Origin of the sequence: Pseudoroseomonas cervicalis ATCC 49957 (assembly GCF_000164635.1) — a bacterium.
GTDB lineage: Bacteria > Pseudomonadota > Alphaproteobacteria > Acetobacterales > Acetobacteraceae > Pseudoroseomonas > Pseudoroseomonas cervicalis.
In genome coordinates, this window is the sequence record NZ_GG770781.1 from 298,872 (window position 1) to 314,794 (window position 15,923).

A 15,923-nucleotide genomic window follows, 5' to 3' on the forward strand; every position below is an offset into this window, starting at 1 on the left:
GAGGCGGAGCTCGCCCGGCTGCAAAGCCCGCGCCCCGAGGATGTCGCCATGGCCCGCGCCCAGCGCGACGCCGCCGCCGCCGGGCTGCGCGCCGCCGAGGCCGAGCTGGACCTGGCGCAGATGCGCGCCCCCATCGCCGGCACCATCCTCACCCTCTATGTCCGCCCCGGCGATCCGGTGGGCAATGACGGGCTGCTCGACATGGCCGATCTGGAGCGCATGGATGTGGTGGCCGATGTCTACGAGACCGACCTGCCGCGGCTGCGCCTCGGCCAGCGGGCGGAGGTGCTGGTGCCCGGCCATCCGCAGCGCCTCGGCGCCACGCTGCGCGAGATCGGCTGGCAGGTGCGCCGCACCACCCAGGCCGGCACCGACCCGGTCGCCGCCGTCGATGCCCGCACCGTGCCGGTGCGGCTGACGCTGGATGCGGAGGGCGTGGCGCTGCTGGCGCGCCGCTCCAACATGCAGGTGCAGGTGGCGATCCGCCCATGAGCGCCGCCACCCTGATCTGGCTGCCGCTGCGCCTGGCCTGGCGGCAATTGCGCGCCGAGAAGGCCCGGCTGGCCACCGCCATCGCCGGCGTCATGTTCGCCTGCGTGCTGGTGTTCATGCAGCTCGGCTTCCGCGCCGCCCTGTTCGATTCCGCCACCTCGCTGATCGCCGCGATGCGGGGCGAGGTGTTCCTGATCCACCCGATGACGCTGGCGAGCTTCCGGCCAGAGCCGCTGCCGCGGGTGCGCGCCAGCCAGGCCCTGGCCCTGCCGGAAGTGGCGCAATCCGTGCCGATCTACATGGCGCAGAGCACCTGGCGGAACCCGGAGAATGGCGAGCGCCGCACCATCCAGCTGGTGGGCTTCGACATCGAGGCGGGTGCGATGCGCTTCGAGGGGCTCGAGCGCGTGGCCGAGGCGCTGAAGCGCCCCGACACGGTGGCCTTCGACCGCCGCTCCCGCCCCGAATTCGGCCCCGTCGAGGCGCTGCTGGCGGCGCGGCCGGGCACGCTGCCGGTGCAGATCGGCAACCGCCAGGTGGATGTGGTCGGGCTGGTGGAGATCGGCGCCTCCTTCGGCGCCGATGGCAATGTCATCATGAGCGAGACCAATTTCCGCCGCCTGATGCCGGAGCGCCCCTTCTCCAACGCCGATCTGGTGGCGATCCGGCTGCGCCCCGGCGCCGACCCGGCCGCCACGCGCGACCGGCTGAGCGCCCTGCTGCCGCCCGATGTGGCGGTGGTGACCCAGCCCGAGCTGGTCGCCTGGGAGCTGCGCTACTGGGAGACGGCGACGCCGATCGGCTTCATCTTCACCTTCGGCAGCCTGATGGGGCTGATCGTCGGCATGGTCATCGTCTACCAGATCCTGTTCAGCGACGTGGCCGGGCATCTGCGCGAATACGCGACGCTGAAGGCCATCGGCTACACCAACGCCTATCTGGGGCGGGTGGTGCTGGCGGCGGCGCTGCTGCTGGCGATCCTGGGCTTCATCCCCGGCGCCATCGCCTCCGCCATGCTCTACGAGGTGGTGGGGCAGGCCACCTTCCTGCCGCTGGGCATGGAGTGGGGCCGCAGCCTGATGATCTTCGGCATGATCTTCGGCATGTGTGGCCTGGCCGGGCTGCTGGCCATGCGCAAGCTGCGCGACGCCGACCCGGCGGACATGTTCTGATGGCCGCCCCGTCTTCCGCCGAGCTGCCCGTCGCGCTGCACGGTGTCTCCTACGCCTATGGCAGCGGCGAGCTGCGCCGCCCGGTGCTGCGCGAGGTCGATCTGCGCGTGGCGCCGGGCGAGATCGTGCTGCTGACCGGCCCCTCCGGCTCCGGCAAGACGACGCTGCTCACCCTGGTCGGCGCGCTGCGGGCGATGCAGCAGGGCTCGGCCCGCGTGCTGGGGCAGGAGCTGGCCGGCGCTGGCGAGCGCCAGCGCGTGGCGCTGCGCCGGCGCATCGGCTTCATCTTCCAGGCGCACAACCTGCTGGGCTTCCTCTCGGCGCGGCAGAATGTCGCCATGGCGCTGGAGATGAGCGCCGCCCTGCCCGAGGCCGAGCGCCTGGCGCGCGCCGACCGCATGCTGGAGGCGGTGGGCCTGGCCGAGCACCGGCACAAGCCGCCCGCCCAGCTCTCCGGCGGCCAGCGCCAGCGCGTCGCCGTCGCCCGCGCCCTGGTCGGCGCGCCCGGCCTGATCCTGGCCGACGAGCCGACCGCGGCGCTCGACAAGGCAAGCGGGCAGGAGGTTGTTCAACTGATGCGCGATCTGGCGCGCAGCCAGGGCGTCGCCATTCTTCTGGTGACACACGATCCGCGCATCCTGGACATTGCGGACCGGATCGTGAGCATGGAGGATGGAAAGGTGATGACGGAGTAAGCCCGGCCCCGCGGCCCGGCGGGGCTGCCCGGCAACGCTCTGCTCAAGGATCTCCCGTCGTGACACCGCCCGACCGATCATCCCCCTTGCGGGCCGAGGCCGATCGCCTTGCGGCGCTGCATCGGTTGCGCCTGATGGACACGGCGCCAAGCCCGGATTTCGACGCGGTGGTGGCGCTGGCGGCGCGGCATTTCGATTGCCCCCTGGCGATGCTGATCCTGGTCGACCGCGACCGCCAATGGGCCAAGGCCACCTATGGCGTGCCCGGCTGGGACTCGCCGCGTGAGCATTCGGTCTGCCATTGGACCATCCAGGGCGAGGATGTGCTGGCGATCGAGGATCTGCAGCGCGATCCGCGCTTCCACGACCTGCCCGCGGTCACCGGCAGCCCGGGCCTGCGCTTCTATGCCGGCCTGCCGCTGCCGGTGGAGGGGAGCAATATCGGCACGCTCTGCCTGCTCGACCGCCAGCCGCGCCGCTTCGGCGAGGCGGAGCGCGACGCGTTGCGCCAGTTCGGCCTGCTCGCCCAGGGGCTGCTGCTGGCGCAATCCCAGGCGCGCCGGGCGGAAGCCGCGGCGCAGGAGACGCGCAGCCTGGCGGCGCTGTCGGCGCGCAAGACCCGGCTGTTGCAGCAGACCGAGCGTCTGGCGCAGCTCGGCGGCTGGGAGCTGAGCCGGCAGGGCGATGGGCCGCTCTGGTCGGACGAGGTGTTCCGCATCCATGAGCTGCCCTTCGGCCATCCGGTCACCATCACCGGCGCCCTGCTGCACTATCCGCCGGGCGACCGCGAAAGGGTGGCGGCGGCGATCGAGGCGATCTTCGCGGAGGGCCGCACCGCCGAGCTGGAGGCCGATTTCGTCACCGCGACCGGCCGGCTGCGCCGCATCCGCCTGAGCGGCGAGCCGGAGCGCGACCAGCAGGGCCAGGTGGTGCGCGCGGTCGGGCTGATCCAGGACATCACCGAGGCCTGGCAACTGCGCCAGCGCCTGCAATTGCTGGCGATGCAGGACCCGCTCACCGGCCTGGCCAACCGCGCCCAGCTGTTGCAGCGGCTGGAGGCGGCGTTGCAGCAGACCCCGCCGGGCGGCGCCCTGGCGCTGCTGCTGCTTGATCTCGACAATTTCCAGGATCTCAACGACCGGCATGGTCATCTCCAGGGCGACGCGCTGCTGCGCGGCATCGCCGGGAAGCTGCTGGCCAGCGCCGGCGGCCAGGGCATGGCGGCGCGCACCGGCAGCGACGAATTCGCCCTGCTGCTGCCGGTCACCGACGAGGCTGGCGCGCGGCAGCGCGCCGAGCTGGTGGGCGAGGCGCTGCGCCAGCCCCTGCTGCTGGAGGGGGTGCCGGTCGGCGTCTCGGCCAGCATCGGCGTCGCGCTCGGCCCGCGCGACGGCGACACGGGCGAGATGCTGATGCGCCAGGCCGATATCGCCCTGTCGCATGGCCGCCGGCTCGGCCGCGGCCGCGTCACCTTGTTCTCGCCCGAGATCGCGCAGCGCTTCCTGGCCCGGCGCGAGGCCATCGAGCTGGTGCGCCTGGCGCTGCACGAAGGCTGGGTGCGGCCCTTCTACCAGCCGAAGCTGCGCATGGCCGATGGGCGGCGCTGCGGTTTCGAGGCCCTGGTCCGCATCCTGCCGCCGGATGGGCGGGTGCTGGGTCCCGGCCAGTTCTGGGCGGCCCTGCAGGAGGAGGAGACGGCGCGCCTGCTGGGCCAGCACATGCTGCGCGCGGTCTGCGCCGATCTGCGCCGCTGGCGCGAGGCCGGGCTGGCGCCGGTGCGGGCCGGGCTGAACGTATCGGAGGCGGATTTCATCGGCGGCGGCCTGGCGCAGAACGTCATGGCGCAGCTGGCGCTGCTCGACCTGCCGCCCTCGGCGCTCACCATCGAGGTGACCGAGACGGTGCTGCTGAGCGAGGCCGCGCCGGCCGTGATCGGCGCGCTGTCACGGCTGCATGCCGGCGGCATCGCCATCTCGCTCGACGATTTCGGCACCGGCCACGCCTCGCTGGCGCATCTGCGCGACTTCCCGATCCAGGAGCTGAAGATCGACCAGAGCTTCGTCGCCCGGCTGGAGGAGGACGCGCGCAACGGCCGCATCATCGGCAGCATCGTCGAGCTGGCGCACGGCCTGGGCCTGCGGGTGGTGGCCGAGGGGGTGGAAACCGCCGCCCAGCACGCCGCGCTGCAGCGCCTGGGCTGCGACGAGGGGCAGGGCTTCCTCTATGGCCGGCCGATGCCGGCGGCGCGGGCCGAGGCCTGGCTGCGCGGCGAGGCCGCGGCGCCCTGAGCGGCTCAGCCTGATTGCGGCGGCAGCGCCAGCCCCTGCAACGCGGCGCGCAGCGCCTCGGGCAGCGGGGTGGCGCGGCGGGTCGCCGCCTCCACCAGCACCACCACCCCCTCGCCGGTCGCGGCGCAGAGCGGCCCCTGGAACACCCCCTGCCCGGTGGTGAAGGAGGAGCGGCCGATCCCCGTCACCGCCGTGCCGATCTCGATCGGGCCCAGTTCGCGCAGCTCGGCGCGGTAGTCGATGGCCATGCGGGCCAGCACGAAATAGGTCTCCGGCCCCTTCAGCAGGCGCTGCATCAGCGCGACCCGCGCCGTTTCCAGATAGGTGGCGTATTTGGCGTTGTTGACATGGCCCAGCCGGTCGGTGTCGCCGAAGCGCACCAGCTCCCCCGTCCAGAGCGGATAGCTTTCCCGCAGCAGCAGCCTGGGGTCGTTTGGCATGGGCGGCCCTCCTTCTCGTGACAGCGCGGCGGCCAGGATGGCGGGCCGTGTCGCCGCGCGCCAGGGGTGGGGCCAGGGGCGGGCGCCGTGGATTGCCCTGGCCCCGCCGCTTCGCCACAAGGGAGGCCGTTCAGCCTGGGAGGAAGAAGGGCCAATGCCGCAGACAAGGCAGCAGGAGGGGGAGGACCAGGCGGCGCGCTGGCGCGTTCTGCTGGGCCTCTGCGCCTGTGTGGTGCTGGGGATGACCAGCTGGTTCTCGGCCGCCGCCGTGCTGCCGCAGCTGCGCGCGTTGTGGCAGATGGGCGATGCCATGGCGGGCTGGCTGACCATCGCGGTGCAGCTCGGCTTCGTGCTGGGGGCGGTGGGGGCGGCGCTGAGCGGCCTGCCCGACCGGGTGCCGCCACGCCGGCTGATGCTGGTCTGCGGCCTTGGCGCCGCGCTGGCGAATCTTGGCCTGCTCTGGGCGCCGGGGCCGGGCAGCGCCCTGCTGCTGCGGCTGCTGACCGGCGTGCTGATGGCCGGGCTCTACCCGCCGGCGATGAAGCTGGTCGCCACCTGGTTCCGCGCCGGGCGTGGCCTGGCGCTGGGCTGCGTCATTGGCGCGCTGACGCTGGGCTCGGCCCTGCCGCATGCGGTGAACGCGCTGGGCGGTCTGCCCTGGCAGGGAGTCATCATCGCCGCCAGCCTGGCCACGCTGGCGGGCGCCCTCGGCGTCCTCGGCCTGTGCGAAGGACCCTACCCCTTCCCGCGCGCGCCTTTCGAGCCGGCGAAGCTGCGCCAGGCGCTGTCGCAGCGGGCCGTGCTGCTGGCGAGTGCCGGCTATCTCGGCCACATGTGGGAGCTCTACGCCATGTGGAGCTGGATGCTGGCCTTCCTGCGCGAGCGGGTGGGCGAGGGGGCGGGAGGGCTCGCCTCCTGGCTGACCTTCGCCATCGTCGCCGCCGGCGCGCCCGGCTGCGTGCTGGCCGGAAGGCTGGCGGACCGGCTGGGGCGGACGCGCACCACCATCGGTCTGATGGCGATCTCGGGCGGCTGCGCGGCGGTGATCGGGCTGGCCTATGCCGGGCCGCTCTGGCTGCTGGTGCTGGTCGGGCTGCTCTGGGGCTTCAGCATCGTGGCCGATTCCGCGCAGTTCTCCGCCATCGTCACCGAGGTGGGCGAGCCTTCGCTGGTCGGCACGGCGCTGACGGTGCAACTGGGCCTCGGTTTCGCGCTGACCGGGCTGGCCATCGGGCTGCTGCCCTGGGCCGCCGCGGCCTTCGGCAGCTGGCAATGGGTGTTCCTGGTGCTGTTGCCGGGGCCGCTGCTGGGCATCCTGGCCATGGACCGGCTGCGCCGCCTGCCGGATGCGGCGCGCATCGCCGGCGGGCGCGGCTAGGCCTATCGCGGGGCGGAAAGGAAGAAAGTGAGGGGAATGAATTCCCCTCAGACCCCTTCTTTTTTTTATCAGTTTTTGGCTGGCGCTGCTCGCCTGACAAGCCGGAGGCCCACCACAGCCACCAAACTTGCAGAAAAAAGAAGGGGTCCGGGGAATTCCTTCCCCGGCCTTTTTTCTTCTCCTGAACGTCAAGAAGCCTAGGCGCGGCGGGCGAGCTGTTCCTCGATCTGGCGCAGGCGGGTTTCCACCGCTTCCAACGCCTCCGCCAGCCGGTCGCGGCGCTGCGCCAGGCGGCGTTGCTCCTCGCGCAGCGCGGCGAGGTCCGCGCCGGCGGGGCGGGGCGCCGATTGCGGCGTGGCGCGCCGCAGTTCCAGGATTTCCCGCCGCGTCACATCCGGGCGGATCAGCCCGCGCTCGCGCGCCAGCCGCAACTGCCCATCGCTCAGCAGGGTGATCTGGTAGGCCGTGCCATAGGAGCCGGGACAGTCCTGCTGCGGCAGCCGGCCGGACTCCACCGCGCGCGCGATCTGCCGCAGCTGCGTCGCCGTCGCGTCGGAGAACGGAAAAATCCGTTCCGTGCCCTGGCGCAGGCGCTGCATCTCGGCCTTTGTCAGGCTCTGCTCCAGCGCCAGCAGGGCCCGGCCGATGGCCAGGAAGCTGTCGCGCGCATCGCCCCACTCTTTCCGGATCTCGGCGCGGATGCGCAGCATCTGCCGCAGCCGGGCCGGGTCGTCGGGCAGGCCGGTGCCGGCGAAGACGCTGCGGATCGCCTCCAGCCCCTCGGCCTCCTCGGCGGCCAGGCCGCGCAGCGCGGCGGCGCGCGGGTCGGGGGGCGGGGCCTCCTCCTCCTGCGCCAGGAAGGCGCGCAGCGCGCCGCGCGAGCGCTTGCCGCTCACAGCCCGGCCTCCCGCTTCACATAGGCCCAGACCTCCTCGAAGGGCGCGATGCCGCGCGACTTCGAATAGTCGAGCAGGGTGAGCCCCTTGGCCGCCGGCACATGCACGTCCTCGAGCTGCGGCAGCTCGGTCGGGCAGACCGGGCCGGCCTTGACCAGCAGGCCGCGCATCCGGGCATAGGAGGTGGTGCGGCGATTGGCGCGGTTCAGCACCACCGAGGCGCGCCGTCCCTTCTCGGCCAGGCTGCGCAGCCAGGGGGTGACGCTGTCGATATCGTCCTGGGTGCAGATCGCCGGCACCAGGATCAGGTCGGCGGCCTCGCCCAGCGCGTCGATGGCGGGCAGGTGGTCCTCGACGCTGGGGGGCGTGTCGAGCACGGCGAGCCGGTATCCCGCCGCCTGCCGCAGCGCGCCGCGCCAATCCTGCAGGCTGGCCGGCTGCACGGGGACGGCGGCGAAATCGGGGAAGGCCTCGCGCGTGCGCTCGCGCCGCGCCGCCCATTTCACCAGGGTCTGCTGCCGGTCGAAATCCAGCCCCAGCACCGGCAGCCCCTCCTGGGCGGCTGCCACCAGCAGGTGCCGGCTGAGCACGGATTTGCCCGAGCCGCCCTTGGGCGAGGAGACTAGGAGGATGCGCGGTGCCGGGGTGCGAGCCATGCGGCGCAGATTAAGCCGCTGGAATAGCGAGCGAAAGGCCGGAAAATCCAGGATGGCCCGCCGAATTAGACATGTCTAATTCCGGCCTCGGAAGGAGCTACCAGCCGGTGACGGCCCCGGCGAGGCGGCCGGCGGCCTCGCGCAGCACGGGCAGGAAGCTGCGGCGCAGCATCTCCAGCGGCGCGCGGGCGGCCGAGGTGCCGATGTTCAGCGCCGCCACCTCCCGCCCCGTGGCATCCAGCACCGGCACGGCGATGGAGCGGGCGCCAAGCTCCAGCTCGCCATCGATCACCGCGTAGCGCTGGCGGCGGATTTCTGTCAGTCGCGCGCGCAGCTGCTCCGGGTCGGTCACCGTGCGCTCGGTCCAGGCGCGCAGCGGGTGGCGACGCAGCCATTCCTCCAGCGCCGGCTCCGGCAGCGCCGCCAGCAGCACGCGGCCGAGCGATGAGGCATGCGCCGGCAGCCGCGTGCCGATATCGATGCGCGAGGAATAGACCCGCCGCGCCTCGACCCGCGCGACATAGACGACATCCGCCCCGTCCAGCACGGCGAGCGAGCAGCTTTCGTTGAGGTCGCGCGACACCGCCTCGATCACCGGGCGCACCGCCTCGGCGCGGGCGAAGCCGGCCAGGTAGCCTTGGCCGAAGCGCAGCACGCGCGGCGTCATCCAGAACAGCTTGCCGTCGCTGGCGAGATAGCCGAGCGCGGTGAGCGTCAGCAGGAAGCGCCGCGCCGTGCCGCGGCTGAGCCCGGTCTGCTGCGCCACCTGCGAGAGCGTCATGCGCTCCCGCCCCGGGCCGAAGCATTCCAGCACCTGCAGGCCACGGCCGAGGGCGGCGACGAAATCCCCCTCCTTCAGGGCAGGGGAGGGGGGGGAAATGGCGGCGTCGGTCGCCATGAAGCCGCGCATCTCCTTGGCTGGGCGGGGGCCGGTCCTGCCGCTTAGCCGCGCCGGCGGCATCGCGGCAAGCGGAAAGCGGCCGCGCGAAGAGGCTTGACAGCGGCGCCGTCCGGGTCCGACGCTGCGGGTAAATTCGGACATAAGTCCGGCCAGCGGACAAAACCGGCGGATTAAAAGCCGGCCCCCGCTGCGAAAACCCGCCTGAGGACGTCAAGACATGACCACCCGCCGCACCCTGCTGGCGGCCACGGCCCTGGGCCTGGCCGCGCCGCGCCTGCTCCGTGCCCAGCCCGCCAGCCACGTCATCGGCACGCTGTTCCCGATGGCCGGGCCGAACGCCGAATACGGCGCCATCTTCACCGCCGGCATCGAGCTGGCGCTGCAGCATCTGCGCGACGACCGCCTGCTGCAACGGCCGATCGAGCTGCGCGCGCAGGACAGCCTGGCGACGCCGCAGGGCGGCGCCGTCGGCATGACCAAGCTCGCCAATGTGGACCGCGCCGTCTATGTCATGCTGGGCTTCACCGGCGTGTCCAAGGCGGCGGCGCCGATCGGCACGCGCGCCAAGGTCGTCATGGTCAATGGCGGCGGCGTCGGGCCCGACCTGGCCGAGCTGTCGCCCTATTACTGGAACGTCATCCCGCTGGTGAACCAGGAGGTGCGCGCCCTGCTGCCCTGGCTGCAGCAGAAAGGGCTGAAGCGCATCGCGCTGATCTATGTCGATGATCCGCTCGGCAACGCCGTCGTGCAGGAGCTGAGGAACGGCCTGCCGCCGATCGGCGGCACGCTGGCCGGCAGCTTCAGCATTCCCCCCGCCACGCAGCAATTCGCCGCCATCGCGGCGCGGGTGCGGGATACGCGGCCCGATGCCGTGTATTTCGCCAGCTACGGCGCGCAGCAGGCGCAGATCATCAAGCAGCTGCGCGACAATGGCGTCAGCCAGCCGCTGATTTCCTATTCCGCGGGCAGCATTCCCTCGGTGGTGACGCTGCCCGAAAGCCAGGGCCTGATCTACACCAGCCAGGCCGCCGACTGGTCGCGTTCCGACCCGGTGACGCAGCGCTTTGTCGCCGACTGGCGCGCCAGGCATGGCGATGATCCCTCCGCCTATCACCAGAACTACTACAACGCGATGCGGCTCTTCGGCCTGCTGGCGCAGTCGCTGGAGAAGGCCGGCAAGCCGGTGGATGGCGAGACTCTGCGGGAGGAGATGCTGCGCACCCGCCGCTTCGCGCTCGTCGGCGGCGAAGGCGAGTTCAGCGAGCAGGGCACCATGAGCATGCCTATTCAGATCAACGAGGTCCGCGACGGCCGCGCGCAGAAGATCGCCTGACCGCATGCTGCTGCTTCAGCTTTTCCTCAGCGGCCTGCAGACCGGCGCGATCTACGCGCTGACGGCGGCGGGCTTCGCGCTGATCTTCGGCGCCACGCGCATCTTCCATGTCGCGCATGGCGCCGCCTTCGCGCTCGCCGGCTACGCCTTCCTGGCCAGCACGGAGGCCGGGCTGCCCTGGCCGCTCGGCATCCTGCTGGCATTGGCGCTGGCCATGGGCTTCGGCCTGTTCATGGACGCGGCCATCTACCGGCCGATCCAGCGGCATGAGGGCTCCTTCTTCACCGTCTTCGTCGCCGCCTTCGGCATGTCGATCGTGGTGCAGAGCCTGATCGAGCTGGGCTTCGGCCGTGGCTTCGTCGTGCTGTCCACGCCGCTGACGCGGGCGCGGGAGGTGCTGCCGGGCCTCTACCTGGCCGATGTGTTCTGGGTGGCGCTCGGCACCGCGCTGCTGCTCTTCGCGGCGGTGACGCTGTTCCTGGAGCGCAGCCGCGCCGGCACCGGCCTGCGCGCCCTGTCGGAGAATCCGGAGCTGCTGCGCGCCTTCGGCCTGTCCTCGCGCCGCCTGTCGATGCTGGCCTTCGCGCTGGGCTCGGCGCTGGTGGTGCCGGGGGCGGTGCTGACCGCCATCACCTCCGGCCTGCAGCCGGCGATCGCCGCGCAGGTCATGCTGGTCAGCCTGGCCGCCGCCGTGGTGGGCGGCATTGGCAGCCTGCGCGGCGCGGCGCTGGCCGGGCTGCTGCTCGGCGTGGTCGAGAATCTCGTCATCGCCGTGCTGGACACGCAATGGAGTGCGGCGGCCGGCTTCGTCGTGCTCTTCGCCTTCATCCTGTTCCGCCCCAGCGGCCTGTTCGGCCAGGCGGTGGCTCGGTGACCGCCTATCTGCTGAACCTGGCGACGCTCGCCACCATCTTCGGCATCCTCGCCGCCAGCCTGAACCTGCTGATCGGCTATGCCGGCATCTTCAGCATGGCGCATGCGGTGTTCTTCGGCCTCGGCGCCTATGCGGGGGCGCAGCTGGCGCTGCTCTGGGTGCCGGATCTGCTGCTGGCCTGCCTGCTGGGCGCGGCGCTCTCCGCCGCGCTCTCCCTCTGCCTGGCGCTGCCGGCCCTGCGCGTGCGCGGCGAGTATTTCGTCGCCGCCAGCCTCGGCCTGCAGATGATGGCCGTCACCGTCTTCTCCGAGGCGCATGCGCTGACCGGCGGGCATGGCGGGCTGGTGGGCATTCCGCCGGCGACCCTGCTCGGCCTCGATCTGACCGATCCGGCGCGGCTGCTGCTGGTCTGCCTGGCGGTGCTCGGCGGCGCGCTGCTGCTGATCCGGCTGCTGATGCGCGGCAGCTTCGGCCGGGCGCTGATGGCCATCCGTGACAGCGAAAGCGCCGCCGAGGCCTTCGGCAAGGATGTGCGCGCGCTGAAGACGCTGGCCGTCGCGCTGGGCTGTTCGCTCGCCGGCGTCGCCGGCGCGCTCTTCGCCTTCTACATGGCCTTCGTCAATGTCGAGAGCTTCACGCTGGAGCAGTCGATCCTGGTGATGGCCATGGTTATCATCGGCGGCACGGCGACGCTGGCCGGGCCGCTGATCGGCGTGCTGCTGCTGCTGCTGCTGCCGGCGGGGCTGTCCTTCCTGCCCTTCATCCCGCCGACGCAGATCGGCGCGGTGCAACAGCTGGTCTATGGGCTGGCCATGGTGCTGCTGATGATCTATCGCCCGGCCGGCCTTGCCGGTCTCGCCGCGGGGCGCCGCTGATGCAGCCCGCCCCGCTCAGCGTGCGCGGCCTCGACAAGCATTTCGGCGGCGTCGCCGCGGTGCAGAAGGTCGATCTGGAGCTGCGCCCCGGCATCACCACCGCGCTGGTCGGTCCGAATGGCGCCGGCAAGACCACGGTGTTCAACCTGATCACCGGCCACATCCCCCCCGATGCGGGGGAGGTGCTGCTGGACGGGCAGGATGTGCGCGGCCTCGCGCCGCACCGCCTGGCGCGGCGCGGCATCGCGCGCTCCTTCCAGGATCTGCGGCTGTTCGGCCGGATGAGCGTGCGCGACAATGTGCGCTCCGCCATCGAGCCGGCCGCCTGGTTCTGGCAGCCCGGTGGCCGTGCCGCCGCCGCCGCGCGCGAGGATGCCGTGCAGCAGGCGCTGGAGCGCACCGGCCTGGCCGGCATGGCGGATGCCCGCGCCCTCGACCTCGCCTATGCCGAGCGCAAATTTTTGTCTGTTGCCCGCATCCTGGCGACGGGCGCGCGCATCTGGCTGCTGGACGAGCCGGCCTCCGGCCTCGACCCGCAATCGCGCGCCCGCTTCGTGCGGCTGGTGCGCGAGGCGGTGGCCGAGGGTGTCACCATCTGCCTGATCGAGCACAATCTCGACATCGTCACGGAACTCGCCGACCGCATCGCCTTCCTCGACCGCGGCGCCAAGCTGGCCGAGGGCGAGCCGCAGGAGATCCTGCGCGACCCGAAGCTCATCGCCATCTATTTCGGGGAGCGCCGGACATGAGCGATGTCACCACCGCACCGGCGCTCGCCGTGAAGAACCTCGCCGCCGGCTATGGCGGGCGGGAGGTGCTGAGCGGCCTCGACCTCGCTTTGCCGCAGGGCGAGGTGCTCTGTCTGGTCGGCCACAATGGCGCCGGCAAATCGACCCTGATGAAGCTGCTTTTCGGGTTGCACACGCCCTCGTCCGGGGAGATCCGGCTGCGTGGCGCGCCGTTGCGGCCGAGGCCGGAGGCGATGGCGCGCGCGGGCGTCGCCTATGTGCCGGAGGGCAGGGGCGTCTTCCCCGGTCTCAGCGTGCGGGAAAACTTCCTGCTCGCCCTCTGGTCCGGCGGGCTGGAAGGGGCGGAGGCCGAGGCGCGCACCGAGGAGGTGCTGGCCATCCTGCCGCGCATCCGCGAATTCTGGACGCGCCGCGCCGGCACGCTCTCCGGCGGGCAGCAGCAGATGGTCTCGGTCGGGCGTGCGCTGCTGTCGCGCCCCTCCATCCTGCTGCTGGACGAGCCCTCGATCGGACTGGCGCCGAAGACCTTCCAGGATCTGATGGCGCCGATCCGCGCCCGGCAGCAGGAGACGGGCATGTCGATCCTGCTGGTGGAGCAGAATGTCGGCGAGGCCTTCGCCGTCTCCGACCGTGTCGCCGTGATGAAATCCGGCCGCGTGATCTTCGAGGGCGTGCCCGCCGACCTCGCCGACACCGCGCGGCTGATGGACATGTTCTGAAGGAGCCCAAGCATGCTGTTCCACGTCGCCATGCAGGTGCGCCTGCCGCCCGACATGCCCGCCGACCGCGCCGACGCGCTGAAATCGCGCGAGAAGGCGGTGGCCCAGGAGATCCAGCGCCAGGGCAAATGGCCGCATCTCTGGCGGGTCGCCGGCCGCTACGCCAACATCTCGATCTTCGATGTCGCCGACAATGACGAGCTGCACGCCCTGCTCTCCAGCCTGCCGCTGTTTCCCTACATGGACATCACGGTGACGCCGCTGGCGCAGCACCCTTCCGCGCTCCCGGCGGAGGCGCGGGCATGAGCGACCTGCGCATCCTGGCCGAGGGGCTGCGCTTCCCCGAGGGCCCCGTCGCCTTCGCCGATGGCAGCGTGGCGCTGGTGGAGCTGGAGGCGAGGCGCATCACCCGCATCGCGCCGGACGGGGCGAAAAGCACCATCGCGACCGTCGAGGGCGCGCCGAACGGGCTGGCGGTCGGCTCGGATGGCGCGCTCTATCTCTGCAACAATGGCGGCTTCGCCTGGCATGAGGAGGCGGGGCTGCTGCGCCCCTCCGGGCAGGCGGCCGATTATTCCGGCGGGCGGATCGAGCGCATCGACCCCGCCACCGGCGCCGTCACCCGGCTTTACGACAGCTGCGACGGTGTGCCGCTCAAGGGCCCGAACGATCTGGTCTTCGACGGCAAGGGCGGCTTCTGGTTCACCGATCTCGGCAAGGTGCGGGCGCGCGACCGCGACCATGGCGGCGTCTACTGGGCGGCCGAGGATGGCTCGCGCATCGTCGAGGCCGCCTATCCCGTCTTCGGCGGCGGCAATGGCATCGGCCTGTCGCCGGATGGCGAGGTGCTGTATGTGGCGGAGACCGAGACGGGGCGGCTCTGGGCCTGGGACATCCTGTCCCCCGGACGGCTGCGCAAGGCGCCCTGGCCCAGCGTGCATGGCGGGCGGCTGCTCTGCCAGTTCCCCGGCTTCCGGCGGCTGGACAGCCTGGCCGTCGCCGCCTCCGGCAATGTCGTGGTGGCGACGCTGGTGAGCGGTGAGATCACCACGGTCTCCCCCTCCGGGGAGATCGTGGAGGTGGTGACAATGCCCGACCGCATGCCCACCAATATCTGCTTCGGCGGGCCGGATCTGCGCACCGCCTATGTCACGCTGTCCACCACCGGGCGGCTGGCGGCGCTGCCCTGGTCCGAGCCGGGGCTGCGCCTGGCTTTTGGCTGAGACGAGGACGGAGAGACGCGTGACCGACAGGATGATGGCCGCCGCGCCGCAGGCGCAGGTTCCCGGGCTGATGCACCGACGGGTGGGGGAGATCGTGGTCAGCGCCGTCAGCGACGGTTTCCTGAACGGCTCCAACGCCACGCTGCAAGGCATCGCGCAGGAGGAGGTGGCGGCCATGCTGGTCGGCGCCTTCCGCCCGACGCCGCGGCGCACCGCCATCAACACCTTCCTGGTCTGGTCGGCCGGGCGGGTGGCGCTGATCGACACCGGCTGCGGCCCGCATCTGCAGCCCTCCGCCGGCAAGCTGTTTGCCCATCTGGCGGCGGCCGGGGTGCCGCCGGAGGCGGTGGACACGGTGCTGCTGACGCATCTGCACCCCGACCACGCCAACGGCCTGGCCGATGTGCATGGCGAGGCGCTGTTCCCGCATGCCGAGCTGGCGCTGCACCAGGCCGAGCTGGCCTATTGGCGGGACGAGGCCGCCGCCGCCCGCGCCGCCGCCACCGGCCAGGGCGTGCCCTATTTCGCCGCCGCCCAGGCGCAGCTCGCCCCCTATCGCGACCGGCTGAAGCCTTTTGTTGACGGGGCGGAGGTTTTTCCTGGTGTCACTGCGGTGCACCTGCCTGGCCACACGCCCGGCCATTGCGGCTTCCGCATCAGCTCGGGCCACGAGCAACTGCTGATCTGGGGCGATATCGTGCATGTGCCCGAGGTGCAGGTGCCACGCCCCGAGGTGACCATGCAGTTCGATGTCGAGCCGGAGCTGGCCATCGCCACGCGGCGCCGCATGTTCGACATGGTGGCGCGCGACCGGCTGCTGGTGGCGGGCATGCATCTGCACTTCCCGGGGCACGCGCATCTGCTGCGCGAGGGCCAGGGCTACCGCCTGCTGCCCGAGCCCTTCCGGCTGGAGTTCTGAAGCCGCCCGGAGCCAGGGGCGCGGCAAGTTGAAGCCCGCGCCCCTGGCTGGCTTCCCACGCCAGGGCTAAGCCCTGGCCATGACCCGGACCGAGGCGGACCCGCCCGCCACCCCGGCGGCGGAGGCCGCCCGCGCTGCCTCCGCCACGCCCCTGCTGGTCGGGCTGGTGCTGCTGTTGGTGCTGACCGGGCCGTTCGGCTGGCTGGCCAGCTTTGGCGCCGCCATCGCCCTGTGGGCGCTGCTGCCGCAGGCGCTGGCGGTGCTGGCCATGGGCACGCTGTACCTGCTGGCCGGGCCGCAGCCGCCCGCCACG

18 protein-coding genes are annotated in these 15,923 nt (G+C 72.0%); 14 read left to right on the forward strand and 4 right to left on the reverse strand.

Going from position 1 to position 15,923, the window contains the following annotated elements:
• The 4 genes from HMPREF0731_RS16390 to HMPREF0731_RS16405 form a co-directional block, all read left to right on the forward strand.
• Positions 1-492, forward strand: a 492-nt coding sequence (locus tag HMPREF0731_RS16390; protein ID WP_007005294.1) for an efflux RND transporter periplasmic adaptor subunit, incomplete at its 5' end; no start/stop codon positions are given.
• Positions 489-1,664 carry an ABC transporter permease DevC gene (devC, locus tag HMPREF0731_RS16395; protein WP_007005295.1) on the forward strand — a complete coding sequence of 392 codons (1,176 nt, stop codon included), beginning with the start codon at positions 489-491 and terminating at the stop codon, positions 1,662-1,664. The genes HMPREF0731_RS16390 and devC, both read left to right, overlap by 4 nt.
• Complete coding sequence (locus HMPREF0731_RS16400) at positions 1,664-2,359, forward strand: ATP-binding cassette domain-containing protein (protein ID WP_007005296.1); 696 nt, start codon at positions 1,664-1,666, stop codon at positions 2,357-2,359. Before devC ends, HMPREF0731_RS16400 begins: the two co-directional genes overlap by 1 nt.
• Positions 2,360-2,418: 59 nt before the next feature.
• Positions 2,419-4,647, forward strand: coding sequence for a putative bifunctional diguanylate cyclase/phosphodiesterase (locus HMPREF0731_RS16405; RefSeq protein ID WP_007005297.1), 2,229 nt, complete (start codon positions 2,419-2,421; stop codon positions 4,645-4,647).
• A 5-nt stretch (positions 4,648-4,652) separates the two neighbouring features.
• On the opposite strand, the gene HMPREF0731_RS16410 is transcribed toward HMPREF0731_RS16405, so the two are convergent.
• Positions 4,653-5,087, reverse strand: coding sequence for an acyl-CoA thioesterase (locus HMPREF0731_RS16410; protein ID WP_007005298.1), 435 nt, complete (start codon positions 5,085-5,087; stop codon positions 4,653-4,655).
• Between the two features lie 154 nt (positions 5,088-5,241).
• Here HMPREF0731_RS16410 and HMPREF0731_RS16415 point away from each other — a divergent pair, with 154 nt between their 5' ends.
• The gene (locus tag HMPREF0731_RS16415; protein WP_007005299.1) at positions 5,242-6,465 is read left to right on the forward strand and encodes an MFS transporter; all 1,224 of its coding nucleotides are present in this window, start codon (positions 5,242-5,244) and stop codon (positions 6,463-6,465) included.
• Positions 6,466-6,662: 197 nt separating this feature from the next.
• Here the strand turns inward: HMPREF0731_RS16415 and HMPREF0731_RS16420 are convergent, their stop codons facing one another.
• The 3 genes from HMPREF0731_RS16420 to HMPREF0731_RS16430 all read right to left on the reverse strand — a co-directional run bounded on the left by HMPREF0731_RS16420 (position 6,663) and on the right by HMPREF0731_RS16430 (position 8,915).
• The gene (locus HMPREF0731_RS16420) at positions 6,663-7,361 is read right to left on the reverse strand and encodes a hypothetical protein (RefSeq protein WP_007005300.1); all 699 of its coding nucleotides are present in this window, start codon (positions 7,359-7,361) and stop codon (positions 6,663-6,665) included.
• Positions 7,358-8,017 (reverse strand): ParA family protein, encoded by a 660-nt coding sequence (locus tag HMPREF0731_RS16425; RefSeq protein ID WP_007005301.1) that lies wholly within the window; start codon positions 8,015-8,017, stop codon positions 7,358-7,360. The genes HMPREF0731_RS16420 and HMPREF0731_RS16425 overlap by 4 nt, the downstream gene beginning before the upstream one ends.
• 97 nt (positions 8,018-8,114) lie before the next feature.
• The gene (locus HMPREF0731_RS16430) at positions 8,115-8,915 is read right to left on the reverse strand and encodes an IclR family transcriptional regulator domain-containing protein (protein WP_051014794.1); all 801 of its coding nucleotides are present in this window, start codon (positions 8,913-8,915) and stop codon (positions 8,115-8,117) included.
• A gap of 220 nt (positions 8,916-9,135) precedes the next feature.
• On the opposite strand from HMPREF0731_RS16430, the gene HMPREF0731_RS16435 reads away from it, so the two are divergent.
• The 9 genes from HMPREF0731_RS16435 to HMPREF0731_RS16475 all read left to right on the forward strand — a co-directional run.
• A complete protein-coding gene (locus tag HMPREF0731_RS16435; protein ID WP_007005303.1) occupies positions 9,136-10,251 on the forward strand; it encodes an ABC transporter substrate-binding protein in 1,116 nt (371 codons plus the stop codon).
• A 4-nt stretch (positions 10,252-10,255) separates the two neighbouring features.
• Positions 10,256-11,125, forward strand: coding sequence for a branched-chain amino acid ABC transporter permease (locus tag HMPREF0731_RS16440; RefSeq protein WP_007005304.1), 870 nt, complete (start codon positions 10,256-10,258; stop codon positions 11,123-11,125).
• A complete protein-coding gene (locus HMPREF0731_RS16445; RefSeq protein WP_007005305.1) occupies positions 11,122-12,000 on the forward strand; it encodes a branched-chain amino acid ABC transporter permease in 879 nt (292 codons plus the stop codon). The genes HMPREF0731_RS16440 and HMPREF0731_RS16445 overlap by 4 nt, the downstream gene beginning before the upstream one ends.
• The gene (locus HMPREF0731_RS16450) at positions 12,000-12,749 is read left to right on the forward strand and encodes an ABC transporter ATP-binding protein (protein ID WP_007005306.1); all 750 of its coding nucleotides are present in this window, start codon (positions 12,000-12,002) and stop codon (positions 12,747-12,749) included. The genes HMPREF0731_RS16445 and HMPREF0731_RS16450 overlap by 1 nt, the downstream gene beginning before the upstream one ends.
• Positions 12,746-13,468 (forward strand): ABC transporter ATP-binding protein, encoded by a 723-nt coding sequence (locus HMPREF0731_RS16455; RefSeq protein WP_007005307.1) that lies wholly within the window; start codon positions 12,746-12,748, stop codon positions 13,466-13,468. Before HMPREF0731_RS16450 ends, HMPREF0731_RS16455 begins: the two co-directional genes overlap by 4 nt.
• A gap of 12 nt (positions 13,469-13,480) precedes the next feature.
• A complete protein-coding gene (catC, locus tag HMPREF0731_RS16460) occupies positions 13,481-13,774 on the forward strand; it encodes a muconolactone Delta-isomerase (RefSeq protein ID WP_007005308.1) in 294 nt (97 codons plus the stop codon).
• Positions 13,771-14,691, forward strand: a complete 921-nt coding sequence (locus tag HMPREF0731_RS16465) for an SMP-30/gluconolactonase/LRE family protein (protein WP_007005309.1) — start codon at positions 13,771-13,773, stop codon at positions 14,689-14,691. The genes catC and HMPREF0731_RS16465 overlap by 4 nt, the downstream gene beginning before the upstream one ends.
• Before the next feature lie 19 nt (positions 14,692-14,710).
• Positions 14,711-15,610, forward strand: a complete 900-nt coding sequence (locus HMPREF0731_RS16470; RefSeq protein WP_245538349.1) for an MBL fold metallo-hydrolase — start codon at positions 14,711-14,713, stop codon at positions 15,608-15,610.
• A 79-nt stretch (positions 15,611-15,689) separates the two neighbouring features.
• Positions 15,690-15,923 (forward strand): hypothetical protein (locus HMPREF0731_RS16475; RefSeq protein ID WP_007005311.1); only part of this gene is annotated, 234 nt, incomplete at its 3' end.

Coding starts and splice junctions, on each gene's coding strand:
- HMPREF0731_RS16425 (WP_007005301.1), bottom strand. CDS start 8,017: ATGGCTCGCACCCCGGCACCGCGCATCCTCCTAGTCTCCTCGCCCAAG.
- HMPREF0731_RS16450 (WP_007005306.1), top strand. CDS start 12,000: ATGCAGCCCGCCCCGCTCAGCGTGCGCGGCCTCGACAAGCATTTCGGC.
- HMPREF0731_RS16415 (WP_007005299.1), top strand. CDS start 5,242: ATGCCGCAGACAAGGCAGCAGGAGGGGGAGGACCAGGCGGCGCGCTGG.
- HMPREF0731_RS16435 (WP_007005303.1), top strand. CDS start 9,136: ATGACCACCCGCCGCACCCTGCTGGCGGCCACGGCCCTGGGCCTGGCC.
- HMPREF0731_RS16455 (WP_007005307.1), top strand. CDS start 12,746: ATGAGCGATGTCACCACCGCACCGGCGCTCGCCGTGAAGAACCTCGCC.
- HMPREF0731_RS16430 (WP_051014794.1), bottom strand. CDS start 8,915: ATGGCGACCGACGCCGCCATTTCCCCCCCCTCCCCTGCCCTGAAGGAG.
- catC (WP_007005308.1), top strand. CDS start 13,481: ATGCTGTTCCACGTCGCCATGCAGGTGCGCCTGCCGCCCGACATGCCC.
- devC (WP_007005295.1), top strand. CDS start 489: ATGAGCGCCGCCACCCTGATCTGGCTGCCGCTGCGCCTGGCCTGGCGG.
- HMPREF0731_RS16410 (WP_007005298.1), bottom strand. CDS start 5,087: ATGCCAAACGACCCCAGGCTGCTGCTGCGGGAAAGCTATCCGCTCTGG.
- HMPREF0731_RS16465 (WP_007005309.1), top strand. CDS start 13,771: ATGAGCGACCTGCGCATCCTGGCCGAGGGGCTGCGCTTCCCCGAGGGC.
- HMPREF0731_RS16440 (WP_007005304.1), top strand. CDS start 10,256: ATGCTGCTGCTTCAGCTTTTCCTCAGCGGCCTGCAGACCGGCGCGATC.
- HMPREF0731_RS16400 (WP_007005296.1), top strand. CDS start 1,664: ATGGCCGCCCCGTCTTCCGCCGAGCTGCCCGTCGCGCTGCACGGTGTC.